Source organism: Methylobacterium amylolyticum, assembly GCF_030700245.1.
In the GTDB taxonomy this organism is placed as follows: domain Bacteria; phylum Pseudomonadota; class Alphaproteobacteria; order Rhizobiales; family Beijerinckiaceae; genus Methylobacterium.
Genome location: NZ_JAUYZI010000001.1, coordinates 319,691 through 331,548, shown reverse-complemented (window position 1 = coordinate 331,548; position 11,858 = coordinate 319,691). Strand labels below are relative to the sequence as shown.

The 11,858-nt window shown below is 72.3% G+C and carries 12 protein-coding genes; 10 read left to right on the top strand and 2 right to left on the bottom strand.

Going from position 1 to position 11,858, the window contains the following annotated elements; genetic code table 11:
- A partial coding sequence (locus Q8W71_RS01725) for an OPT family oligopeptide transporter (protein WP_305523577.1) occupies positions 1-1,874 on the top strand: 1,874 nt, incomplete at its 5' end.
- A gap of 13 nt (positions 1,875-1,887) precedes the next feature.
- Here Q8W71_RS01725 and Q8W71_RS01720 read toward each other — a convergent pair.
- Complete coding sequence (locus Q8W71_RS01720) at positions 1,888-3,030, bottom strand: ceramide glucosyltransferase (protein WP_305523576.1); 1,143 nt, start codon at positions 3,028-3,030, stop codon at positions 1,888-1,890.
- Between the two features lie 127 nt (positions 3,031-3,157).
- Here Q8W71_RS01720 and Q8W71_RS01715 point away from each other — a divergent pair, with 127 nt between their 5' ends.
- The 4 genes from Q8W71_RS01715 (at position 3,158) to Q8W71_RS01700 (ending at position 5,752) form a co-directional block, all read left to right on the top strand.
- Positions 3,158-4,105, top strand: a complete 948-nt coding sequence (locus tag Q8W71_RS01715; protein ID WP_305523575.1) for an NAD(P)/FAD-dependent oxidoreductase — start codon at positions 3,158-3,160, stop codon at positions 4,103-4,105.
- Complete coding sequence (locus tag Q8W71_RS01710; protein WP_305523574.1) at positions 4,102-5,010, top strand: histone deacetylase family protein; 909 nt, start codon at positions 4,102-4,104, stop codon at positions 5,008-5,010. Before Q8W71_RS01715 ends, Q8W71_RS01710 begins: the two co-directional genes overlap by 4 nt.
- Before the next feature lie 150 nt (positions 5,011-5,160).
- Positions 5,161-5,346: a hypothetical protein gene (locus tag Q8W71_RS01705; RefSeq protein ID WP_305523573.1), complete on the top strand. Its 186-nt coding sequence runs from the start codon at positions 5,161-5,163 to the stop codon at positions 5,344-5,346.
- Positions 5,347-5,512: 166 nt separating this feature from the next.
- Positions 5,513-5,752, top strand: a complete 240-nt coding sequence (locus Q8W71_RS01700; RefSeq protein WP_305523572.1) for a hypothetical protein — start codon at positions 5,513-5,515, stop codon at positions 5,750-5,752.
- A gap of 9 nt (positions 5,753-5,761) precedes the next feature.
- Here Q8W71_RS01700 and Q8W71_RS01695 read toward each other — a convergent pair whose 3' ends face one another.
- Complete coding sequence (locus Q8W71_RS01695; protein WP_305523571.1) at positions 5,762-6,907, bottom strand: DSD1 family PLP-dependent enzyme; 1,146 nt, start codon at positions 6,905-6,907, stop codon at positions 5,762-5,764.
- Positions 6,908-7,106: 199 nt separating this feature from the next.
- On the opposite strand from Q8W71_RS01695, the gene Q8W71_RS01690 reads away from it, so the two are divergent.
- The 5 genes from Q8W71_RS01690 (at position 7,107) to Q8W71_RS01670 (ending at position 11,834) form a co-directional block, all read left to right on the top strand.
- Positions 7,107-7,865 carry an ABC transporter ATP-binding protein gene (locus Q8W71_RS01690; protein WP_305523570.1) on the top strand — a complete coding sequence of 253 codons (759 nt, stop codon included), beginning with the start codon at positions 7,107-7,109 and terminating at the stop codon, positions 7,863-7,865.
- A complete protein-coding gene (locus Q8W71_RS01685; RefSeq protein WP_305523569.1) occupies positions 7,858-8,592 on the top strand; it encodes an ABC transporter ATP-binding protein in 735 nt (244 codons plus the stop codon). Before Q8W71_RS01690 ends, Q8W71_RS01685 begins: the two co-directional genes overlap by 8 nt.
- Positions 8,593-8,695: 103 nt before the next feature.
- Positions 8,696-9,913 carry an ABC transporter substrate-binding protein gene (locus tag Q8W71_RS01680; protein ID WP_370875311.1) on the top strand — a complete coding sequence of 406 codons (1,218 nt, stop codon included), beginning with the start codon at positions 8,696-8,698 and terminating at the stop codon, positions 9,911-9,913.
- Between the two features lie 23 nt (positions 9,914-9,936).
- Positions 9,937-10,824: a branched-chain amino acid ABC transporter permease gene (locus Q8W71_RS01675; protein WP_305523568.1), complete on the top strand. Its 888-nt coding sequence runs from the start codon at positions 9,937-9,939 to the stop codon at positions 10,822-10,824.
- A 23-nt stretch (positions 10,825-10,847) separates the two neighbouring features.
- Positions 10,848-11,834, top strand: coding sequence for a branched-chain amino acid ABC transporter permease (locus tag Q8W71_RS01670; protein WP_305523567.1), 987 nt, complete (start codon positions 10,848-10,850; stop codon positions 11,832-11,834).
- Positions 11,835-11,858 lie beyond the last annotated feature (24 nt).

Here is an 11,858-nt window from a genome sequence, read left to right as displayed (position 1 = left end):
TCACCGTCGTGTTCATGGCGGCCAACGTCTACATGGGTCTGAAGACGGGGATGACGTTCTCGTCCTCGATCCCGGCGGCTCTGATCGCGATGGGGGCGCTGCGGGCGGTGGGCGGGGCGGGGGTCCTGGAGACCAACATCGTCCAGACCCAGGCCTCGGCGGCGGGCACGCTGTGCAACGTCATCCTGGTGCTGCCCGGCCTCGTGCTGATCGGCCACTGGCACGGTTTCCCGTTCTGGGAGACGAGCCTCGTCTGCCTGATCGGCGGCTGGCTGGGGGTGGCGTTCTCGATCCCCCTGCGCCGCGCGCTGGTCGTCGAGGCCGACCTGCCCTACCCCGAGGGCGTCGCCGCCGCCGAGGTGCTGAAGGCCGGCGAGGGGCAGGGCGGCCTGCGCGCCCTGCTCTCCGCCACCCTGGTCTCGGGGATCCTCGGCTTCGCCACCACCGGGCTGCGGGTGCTGGCCGACGGCATCCAGGGCTCGCTGCACGCCGGCGCGGCGGTGTTCCGGCTAGGCACCGGCTTCTCCCTCGCGCTGGTCGGGGTCGGCTACCTCGTCGGCATCGGCGCCTGCCTCGCGCTGCTGCTCGGCGTGGCGCTGGCCTGGGGGATCGCGGTCCCGGTGCTGACCGGCCTCGGCCACGGCGCGGCGGACGCGGTCTGGTCGGACGAGGTCCGCCTGATCGGGGCGGGCATCATCGCGGTCGGCGGGATCTGGACGGTGGCGAGCCTCGCCGGGCCGATCCTCGGCAGCGTCCGCGCGGCGGTCGCCTCTGCCCGCGGCGGGGGGCGGCTCGCCGACCAGCCGCGCCAGGAGCGGGACCTGCCGATCGGCTGGGTCGCCGGGACCGCGCTCGGGCTGGTGCTGCCGCTCTCCGCCCTGATGGGCTGGTTCGTGTTCCAGGCGGGGGCGGGCTTCCTGCCGCTCCTCGTCGGGACGGCGAGCGTGTTCGCGATCCTCATCGGCTTCCTGATGGCCGCGGCCTGCGGTTACCTCGCGGGGTTGCTCGGCTCGTCGTCGAGCCCGATCTCCGGCATCGGCATCCTCACGACGATGCTCGCCGCCCTGCTGCTGCCGCTGCTGATCGGCCCGGATGCGGGGCCCGAGGGCAGCCGCCTCGTCGTCGGCCTCGCGTTGCTGGTCGCCTCGGTGATCGTCACCACCGCCTCGATCGCCAACGACAACCTCCAGGACCTCAAGACCGGGCGGATCGTCGACGCAACGCCTTGGCGCCAGCAGGTGGCGCTGGGGATCGGCGTCGCGGTGGGCGCCCTGGTGATCGCGCCGCTGCTGGCCCTGCTCTACGAGGCCTACGGCTTCGACGGTGCCCTGCCGCGCGACGGCATGGACGCCGCCAACGCCCTCCCGGCCCCGCAGGCCTCTCTAATGACGCAGATCGCCCGCGGTATCGTCGGGGGCGAATTGCCGTGGCGGATGGTGCTGATCGGCGCGGGGCTCGGGGCCGCCCTCGTCGCCCTCGAAGCGCGCCTGCGCCGCAGTGGCCGCTCGTTCCCGGCGCTGACCGTCGGCATCGGCATGTACCTACCGCTCTCCGTGGTCACCACGATCGCCGCTGGAGGCGTCATTGCGTGGCTCGGGACGCGCGCCCTGCACGGGCGGAGCGCGGAGACGGTCGCGGCGACGCGCCGCCGCGGCGTGCTGCTCGCCTCGGGATTCCTGGTGGGGGAGAGCCTCGTCGGCGTCCTGCTCGCGGGCGCGGACGCCGTCGCCGGCCGCAGCGGCGCCCTGGTGCTCGTCGGGCCGGGCTTCGAGCCGGTCGCGGAAGGCCTCGGCCTGCTGATCTTCGCGGTCGCGCTAGCCGCGACCTACCGCCTCGTATCCGTCCCGCCGGCCGGGGCCGGCCGCGCGCCCTGAGCCGGCACGCCGCTCACGCCGCCCGCACGCGGCCGGGCTTGCCCTCGATCGCCATCGGGTTGCCGCGCCACACCACCATGCCGCGCGTCCAGGCGCGGGCCCAGATCAGCGGGATCAGCGCGTCGCGGGCGAGCATCGCCGCGAGCAGCCGGGGCGATCGGTGCCAGCCGGCCCGGCGGGCGAGTCCGAACTCGGCCGCGTAGGTCAGGGCGAGCAGCCCAGCCATCCCGGCCGCGGCCTCGCCGGTGCCCGCGCAGAGGCCGGCGGCGAGGCAGGGCAGCAGCGCGCCGCTGCCGATCTCGGGGGCGAAGAACAGCGGGAAGGTCACCCGGCGCAGGCGCGCCCAGCGCATCTGCCGTGCCCAGACCTCGCCGAGCGTGCGGGGCCCCAGCGGCTGGGCGAAGGGCAGGGCGACGAGGTTCACGCGCCGCCCCGCCGCCCGCACCAGCTTCGTCGCCGCCGCGTCCTCGGCGATCTCGGCGGCGAGCGCCCGGATGCCGCCGTGCGCTTCGAGGAACGGCCGGTGCCACAGCATGCTTTTGCCCTGCGCGAAGCCGAGGCCCACCGCCTCGCCCGCGTACTGCCAGCGCGCCTGGAGGGTGTTGAGGAAGGCGCATTCCACCTCGGCCCAGAACCCGTGCGGCCGGGTGCCGATCGGCGTCGCGCAGACGAGGCCGGTGTCGGGCCGCCACGCCGCCTGGAGGCGCTGGAGGTAGTCCGGCGGCATCAGGACGTTCGAATCGGCCAGCACGATCCAGTCGTGGTGCGCCGCCTCCCAGCCGCGCACGCAGTTGTTGAGCTTCGGGTTGGCGCTCACCCGCTCCTCGCCGATCACGATCCGCGCCGGGACGCCGGGATGGGCGGCGATCAGCCGGCGCACCAGCGGCAGGACGGGATCGGCAGCATCGGCGACGCAGACGATCAGCTCGTAGCGCGGGTGGGCGAGGCGGAATCCGCTCGCCAGCGTCTCCTCGCTGAACCGCTCCAGCCCGCAGACCGGGCGGACGAGGGAGATCGCGGCCTCCGCCGGGAAGGCGCTCTCCGGCATGCGGCGGCCGATGCGGCGGGCGGCGAGCGCGAGGCTCGCGAGCTGCACGAGGACGAGAATCGCGCCGGCGGCGAGCGCCAGGGCGGGGCCGTCGGGGGCGATCGTCATGCGGGCGAAAAACCCTTGGGCGCCGTCCCGGGCGCGGCGTGGGGGCGCACGGGGCGCCCGTGGCCGGCGCCTAGCAGGCGCGACATATCAGGCGTGTGACGGGTGCCGGTGCGGGGGAAGCGGACGGATGGGCGGCGCGCCGGAGGTGGCGATCCTCGGGGCCGGGATGGCCGGTGCGACGGCCGCCCGCCGTCTCGCCGAGGCCGGGTTCCCGGTTCGGGTCTTCGACAAGGGCCGCGGCGTCGGCGGGCGCATGGCGACCCGGCGGGTGGCCGAGCGCGGGCTGGCGTTCGACCACGGTGCGCAGTTCTTCCGCGCCCGCGGACCAGCCTTCGCCGGGCGCGTCGCCGCCTGGGAGCGGCGGGGCGTCTCAGCCCCGTGGGCGGGGGCGGGGCGTCACGTCGGCGTGCCGGGGATGACCGCGCCGGTGCACGACCTCCTCGCCGGCCTGCCCGTCGCCACGGCGACGACGATCGTGCGGATCGGAGGCGCGGCGGGACGCTGGCACCTCACCGACGCGGCAGGCGCGGAGCATGGGCCCTTCACGGCGCTGGCCGTGACCTGTCCGGCCCCGCAGACCGCCGCGCTCCTCGCGGCGAGCGGCCTCGCCCTGCCGGGCGTCGAGCGGGCGACCTACGCGCCCTGCTGGTCGCTGATGGCCGCGGTCCCTGGCGGTCCGGACACCCTCCTGGAAGGAGGCTCCTCCGGCCCGATCGGGCTGATCGTCCGCGACGCGTCGAAGCCTGGCCGGCCGCCGGGCGGGCGGCTTGTCGTCCACGCGACGCCGGACTGGTCGCGGGACCATCTGGAGGCGGAGCGCGAGACCGTCGCGGCGGAGCTGCTGCGCGCGCTCGCCGGCACGCTGGGGGCGGCGCTTCGCCCGACCTGGGCCGCCGCGCACCGCTGGCGCTACGCGCAGGTCGAGACGGCGCTCGACGAGCCCTGCCTCTACGATCCGCGGCTGCGGCTCGGGGCGGCCGGCGACTGGTGCCTCGGGCCGCGGATCGAGGCCGCGCACGACAGCGGACTGGCGCTCGCCGACAGGTTGATCGACGATCTCGGAGCTGCCCGGTGATCCCGCCGATCTGCTTCCACCCGGCCTACGAGGCGAGCCTCCCGGCCGGGCACCGCTTCCCGATGCGCAAGTACGGGCTGCTGGCCGAGACCCTGCTGGCCCACGGCCTCGCGCCGGCGGGCTTCGTGACCCCCGAGCCGGCCGACGCGGCGATGCTGGCCCGAGCACACGACCCGGCCTACGTGGCGGCGGTGCTCGGTGCCGCGGTGCCGCGGGAGGTCGAGCGGGCGATCGGCCTTCCGGTGGACGCGTCGGTGGTGCGCCGCTCCCGCGCCTCGGTCGGTGGCACCCTGCTCGCCGCGCGCCTCGCCCTGGCGGAGGGGCTCGCCGGCAGCGCCGCGGGCGGCAGCCACCACGCGCGGCGGGCGCAGGGGGCGGGCTTCTGCGTCCTCAACGACGTGGCAGTGGCCGCCCTGACCCTGCGGGACGAGGGGGCGATCCGGCGGGCGCTGGTGGTCGATCTCGACGTCCACCAGGGCGACGGCACCGCCGACTGCCTGGACCGGAGCCCCGACCTGTTCACCCTGTCGATCCACTGCGAGCGCAACTACCCGACCCAGAAGATCCCGGGCGACCTCGACATCGGCCTGCCCGACGGGCTGGAGGACGCGGCCTATCTCGACGTTCTGCGCGCCCGCCTGCCGCCGCTGCTCGACGCGCTGGTCCCGGACCTCGTGTTCTACAACGCCGGCGTCGATCCCCACCGCGACGACCGCCTGGGCCGGCTCTGCCTCAGCGACGACGGGCTGTTCGCCCGCGACCGCTTCGTGGTGGCGCAGGCCCGCGCCCGGGGCATCCCGCTCGTGGTGGTGATCGGCGGGGGCTACGCCCACGATGTCGCGGCGCTGGCCGGCCGGCACGCCCTGGTGTTCGAGGCGCTGGCGGCGGAGGCGTCGGCCGGGTGAGGCCTCGGCGCCACGCCGGCCCGCGCCGTGCGGGGACGGACGATCCGTTAAGGTTTTGGATGGGGTGAAGTCCCGAACATGCGGGGCCGACGGGTCCCCGGGTGGGGATGCCTGCGGCGGGTTCCGGGTCGACGCCGTCTGGGGGCAGGGATGTTCGCGCGGGTCTGGGAGGCTGTGAAGGCGACGGCCGCGGTGGCAGCCCTGATCGCGGCGGCGCTGGTCTCTGCGGACAAGCTCGATCGGCAGAAGGCTGCGCCGTCCTTCGCCGCCCCGCCCGTTGCCGCAACGCTCGCCGAGCCCGCGGCGACAGGCGCGATCACCCCGCGGCCGCGCTGAGCCGGGCACCGTGGGCGTGCAACCACGGGTTCAGCAAAACTTGAACATGAATCTGGAAGCTGGGTCCTCCGCCGGGATCGAAACCGCGGATACAACGGCGACCGGCGACGTTCTCAACTCTCGATCGTGCTGGACCGACCGGCCCAGGCCACCCCGGAAACGTATCATGAAGACCGCCGCCCTGCTCGCGCTCGCCCTCCTCGCGACCCCGGCCCTGGCCGAGACGTCCACGCAGCGCGAGGCCTGCACGCCGGACGTGTGGCGACTCTGCGCCTCCGACATCCCGAACGTCGGCGCGATCACCCAGTGCCTGCGCCGCGAGCGGGCGCGCCTCAGCGACGCCTGCCGTACCGCGATGGGCGGCGATCCGGGGACGGCGCGGCCCGTCGCTGCCAAGGGGCGCTGACGGGCCTCCTCACCAGCCGTTGATGCGCGGCCAGACCGCGCCGGCCCGCCCGTCCGCCCCCACCACGTGGTAGCGTCCGTGCTGAGCGCCGGTGGCACAGGCGTGGTTCGGCAGGATCCGCACGCGCGCCCCTACCGGCAGATCCGGGAGTGCCGCCGCCGAGCCCTTCCGCAGGGCGAGGATGCCGTGCTCCTGGTTGGCGTCGGCGACGATCAGGTCGGGATAGGGACGGCCGGCCCGGTCGCAGACCACGCCGTAGCCCTGGTCCACCGCCTGCCGCGCCGTGCCGCGGTCCCGCGACATCGCCATCCAGCCGGCGTCGGTGATGATCCAGCCGGTGTCCCGGCGGTGGCCGATCACCGTGGCCAGCACGGTGAGTGCGATGTCGTCCACCGCCACCGCGCCGACGCCCGCCTGGAACAGGTCGCCGAACATGAACACCCCGGCCCGCACCTCGGTGACCCCGGTGAGGTCCCTGGCAAAGCGCGCGGTCGGCGTCGAGCCGACGCTGACCACCGGGCAGGGCAGGCCGGCCGCGCGCAGGGTCGTCGCGGCCTCGACCGCCGCCGCCCGCTCGGCCTCGGCCGCCGCGGCGAGCGCTTCCGGATCGCTGAGCGCGTAGCTGTCGCCCGCGTGCAGGAGCACGCCGCGCAGGGCGGCGCCGTCGAGCGCCCGCCCGATCGCGACCAGCGCCTCCGCATCCCCCGGCTTCACCCCCGAGCGGTGCCCATCGGCGTCGACCTCGATCAGCGCCGGAAGGGGATCCCCGTGCCGCCGGCTCCATGCGGACACCGCCTCGGCCTGCTCGACCGAATCGAGGGTCACCGCGAGGTCGGCCCCCCGGCGCCGCACCGCGCCCACCCGGTCGAGCTTGCCCGGCGCGATTCCCACCGCGTAGATCATGTCGCGCACGCCGCCCTCGGCGAAGTATTCCGCCTCGCGCAGGGTGGAGACCGTCGCCGGGCCCTCCGGGCCGGCCATGGCGAGGCGGGCCACGTCGAGGGACTTGGCCGTCTTGAGATGCGGCCGGAAGGCGACGCCGAGCCGGTCGAGATGCGCCCGCATCCGCGCGAGGTTCGCTCGCACCCGGCCCTCGTCGAGGATCAGGCAGGGGGTCTCCAGGGCATCGAGCCCGTCATCCGGTGCGCCCGTCATCGCCGATCTCCGCCGTTCCACCCGTCGCCCCGCTTCTAGGATCTGACGGCGGGACGGGCCAGGGGCGGGGCCGCCGGATGGTCGCGGTAGAGCGAAAACCATATACCAACCGGGGATTGTTGCACCGCGCAACGCGTTTACGGTGGACGCGCGCCGTGCCGATCGGCCATAGAGCAGAAAACGCTGCGGGAGGGTGCCTTTGGCTCGGGACGTGATCCTGGCGACCGAAGGGTTGACCAAGGAGTTCAAGGGCTTCCGGGCCGTCAGCGAGGTCGCGCTCCAGGTCGAGCGCGGCACGATCCACGCGTTGATCGGCCCGAACGGAGCCGGCAAGACCACCTGCTTCAACCTGCTGACCAAGTTCCTCCAGCCGACCGCCGGCTCGATCCGCTACAAGGAGCGGGACATCACCGGCATGAAGCCCGCCGACGTGGCCCGGCTCGGCCTCGTGCGCTCCTTCCAGATCTCGGCGGTGTTCCCGCACTTCTCGGTGATGGAGAACGTCCGCATCGCGCTGCAACGCCGCCACCACGGCGATTCGTTCGATTTCTGGCGGCCCGAGAAGGTGCTGCGGCGCCTGAACGACGAGGCGCTGGCCCTGGTCGAGGCGGTGGGGCTGACCGAGTTCCGCGACACGCTCGCGGTCGAGCTGTCCTACGGGCGCAAGCGGGCGCTGGAGATCGCCACCACGCTCGCGCTCGATCCCGAGATGCTGCTGCTCGACGAGCCGATGGCCGGCATGGGCCACGAGGACGTGGAGCGCACCGCCCAGCTCATCCGCCGGGTCTCGAAGGACCGCACCATCCTGATGGTGGAGCACAACCTGTCGGTGGTCGCCTCGCTGTCCGATCGGATCACCGTGCTGGCCCGGGGGCAGGTGCTCGCCGAGGGCGACTACGCCACCGTCTCGAAGGACCCGCGGGTGGTCGAAGCGTATATCGGAGCCGGGCATGCCTGAGGCGGCGCTGAAGACCCAAGCGGCGACCGACGCGCTGCTGACCGTGCGCGGCCTGGAGGGCTGGTACGGCGAGAGCCACGTGCTGCACGGCATCGACATCGACGTGCGCCGGGGCGAGGTGATCACGCTGCTCGGCCGCAACGGCGCGGGCAAGACCACGACGCTGCGGGCGATCATCGGCATCCTCGGGCGGCGCACCGGCTCGATCGTCTACGACGGCGTCGAGACGGTGCGGATGGCCTCGCGCAACATCGCCCGCCTCGGCATCGGCTACGTGCCCGAGGAGCGCGGCATCTTCGCGAGCCTCACGGTGCACGAGAACCTGATGCTGCCGCCGCGGGTGAAGCCCGGCGGCATGTCGGTGGCCGAGATCCACACCCTGTTCCCGAACCTGAAGGAGCGCTCCGGCAGCCAGGGCACCAAGCTGTCGGGCGGCGAGCAGCAGATGCTAGCCATCGGCCGCATCCTGCGCACCGGCGCCAAGCTGGTCCTGCTCGACGAGCCGACGGAAGGTTTGGCCCCGGTGATCATCCAGCAGATCGGCCGGACGATCCAGCAACTCAAGAGCCAGGGCTACACCATCATCCTGGTGGAGCAGAACTTCCGCTTCGCCCAGACCTTGGCCGACCGGCACTTCGTCATCGAGCAGGGCCGGGTCGTCGACCGGATCCTGAACAGCGAGCTTGACGCCAATATCGACAAGCTTCACGCCTATCTCGGCGTCTGAGCGGCCCGGAAGAGGCCGGGCGGACGCCCCACGCGACTGAAGGCCGGAAACGGCGCGGATCGGCCGGCCCTTCGAGGGTGCGGTTTCGGAGGAGATGGACCTGATGATCGGACGATTCCCGCTGGCCAAGCTCGCCGGCGCCCTGCTGGTGAGCGCGGCGATGATCGGCGGCGCGGCGGCGCAGACGGCCGTCAAGATCGGCGTCCTCGGCGACCGTTCGGGCGCCTATTCCGACATCAGCGGCGAGGGCTCGGTGGTCGCCGCCCGCCTCGCGCTGGAGGACTTCAAGCCCGCCGACAAGGGCCTGAAGGTCGAGCTCATCTCCGCCGACCACCAGAACAAGCCCGACGTCGGCGCGGCGCTTGCGCGCCAGTGGTTCGACCGCGACGGCGTCGACATGATCACCGACGTGGTCACCTCCTCGGTGGCGCTCGCCGTCAACCAGGTGGCCAAGGAGAAGAACAAGGTCTTCGTCGACACCGGCGCCGGCACCGCCGACCTCACCGGCCCGCAATGCACGCCCAACACCATCCACTGGGTCTACGACACGGTGGCGCTGGCCAACGGCACCGGCGGCGCGATGGTCAAGCGCGGCGGCAACACGTGGTACTTCATCACCGCCGACTACGCCTTCGGGCAGGCGCTCCAGCGCGACACGACGAACGTGATCAACAAGAGCGGCGGCAAGGTGATCGGCGCAGTCAAGACGCCGTTCCCGAACTCGGACTTCTCCTCGTCGCTCCTCCAGGCGCAGAGCTCCGGCGCCAAGGTGATCGGGCTCGCCAATGCCGGCACCGACACGATCAACGCCGTCAAGCAGGCGGGCGAGTTCGGCATCACCGAGGGCGGCCAGGCGCTCGCCGGCCTGCTGATCTTCGTCTCCGACGTGCACTCGCTCGGCACCAAGGTCGCGCAGGGCCTCGTGCTGACCGAACCGTTCTACTGGGACCTCAACGACGCGACCCGGGCCTTCTCGGACCGGTTCTCGAAGCAGATGAACGGCAAGAAGCCGACCGCCAACCACGCCGGCGTCTACTCGGCGGTGCTGCACTACCTGAAGGCGGTCGCCGAGAAGAAGTCGGCCACCGACGGCGCCGCGATCGTCGCCCAGATGAAGGCGATGCCGACCGACGACCCGCTGTTCGGCAAGGGCACCGTCCGGATCGACGGCCGCAAGATGCACGACATGTACCTGTTCGAGGTCAAGAAGCCGGCCGAGTCGACCGGCCCGTGGGACCTCTACAAGAAGCTCGAGACGATCCCGGCGAACGAGGTCTTCCGGGCGCTCAACGAGGGCGGCTGCCCGCTCGTGAAGGGCTGAGGCGGTCGTAGGGAGGCACGCTTATGACCACGATCTTCGGCGTGCCGACCCAGGCGCTGTTCGGGCAGCTCCTGCTCGGCCTGATCAACGGCTCGTTCTACGCGATCCTGTCGCTCGGGCTGGCGATCATCTTCGGGCTCCTGAACATCATCAACTTCGCCCACGGCGCGCTCTACATGATGGGCGCGTTCGTGGCCTGGATGCTGCTCACCTATGTCGGGCTGGGCTACTGGTGGGCGTTGGGGCTCGCGCCCCTCGTCGTCGGCGTGTTCGGGGTGGTGCTCGAGCGGGTGCTGATCGCGAGGCTGTACAAGCTCGACCACCTCTACGGCCTGCTCCTGACCTTCGGCATCGCGCTGATCATCCAGGGCCTGTTCCGCAACCAGTACGGCGTGTCGGGCCTGCCCTACGCGATCCCGGCGGAATTGTCGGGCGGCCAGCGGCTGCCGTTCATGTTCCTCCCGAACTACCGGGGCTGGGTGGTCGTCGCCTCGCTGACCGTGTGCCTCGCCACGTGGCTCGTCATCGAGAAGACCAAGCTCGGCGCCTATCTCCGCGCCGCCACCGAGAACCCGACGCTGGTACAGGCCTTCGGCGTCAACGTGCCCCTGTTCCTGACGCTCACCTACGGGTTCGGCGTCGCGCTCGCGGGCTTCGCCGGGGTACTCGCCGCGCCGATCTACTCGGTCAACCCGAACATGGGCGCCGACATCATCATCGTGGTGTTCGCGGTGGTGGTGATCGGCGGCATGGGCTCGATCATCGGCTCGGTGATCACCGGCTTCGCGCTGGGCCTCGTCGAGGGCCTGACCAAGGTGTTCTATCCGGAAGCGTCGGCGACCGTGATCTTCGTGATCATGGTGCTGGTGCTGCTCGTCAAACCCGCCGGCCTGTTCGGCCGCACGGCCTGACGTCAAGCGAAGGTCCGACCGCCATGGCCGACTCCGCCACCCTCGACGCCGCCCCGATCGCCGCCGCCCGGCCGGAGAGCCGGGACGACCGGGCGCTGCATCGCAAGGTCTTCATCGGCATCGCGGTGCTGCTCGTGCTGGCACCGCTGGTGCTCTACCCCGTCTACCTGATGAAGGTGCTGTGCTTCGGGCTGTTCGCGCTCGCGTTCAACCTGCTGCTCGGCTACGGCGGCCTGCTCTCGTTCGGCCACGCCGCCTATTTCGGGATGGCGAGCTACATCTCGGCCTACGGCGCCAAGACGCTGGGCTTCACGCCCGAGGTCGCGATCCTGGCGGGCACCGTGACGGCGGCGATCCTCGGGCTGATCTTCGGCGCGCTGGCGATCCGGCGCCAGGGCATCTACTTCTCGATGATCACGCTGGCCCTCGCCCAGATGGCGTTCTTCTTCTCGTTGCAGGCGAAGTTCACCGGCGGCGAGGACGGCATTCAGGCGGTGCCGCGCGGCGACCTGTTCGGGGTGATCAGCCTTGCCGACGACCGGGTGATGTACGCCCTGGTGGCGGTGGTGTTCTTCGGCGGCCTGCTGCTGATCTACCGCATCATCCACTCGCCGTTCGGGCAGGTGTTGAAGGCGATCCGCGACAACGAGAACCGCGCCGTGTCGCTCGGCTACCGGGTGAACCAGTACAAGCTCGCGGTCTTCGTGCTCTCGGCGACCCTCGCCGGGCTCGCGGGCGCCACCAAGGCGATCGTGTTCCAGCTCGCCTCGCTCACCGACGTGCACTGGTCGATGTCGGGCGAGGTGGTGCTGATGACGCTGGTCGGCGGCATGGGCACGGTGTTCGGCCCGATCGTCGGCGCGCTGGTAATCGTGACGATGGAGACCTACCTCGCCCAGTTCGGCGCCTGGGTGACGATCATCCAGGGCTGCGTGTTCGTGCTCTGCGTCCTGCTGTTCCGCGAGGGCATCGTCGGGCTGGTCGCGCGCCTGATTCGCAAGCCGCTCTGAGGCGGCATCCCGGCCATCGGCCGG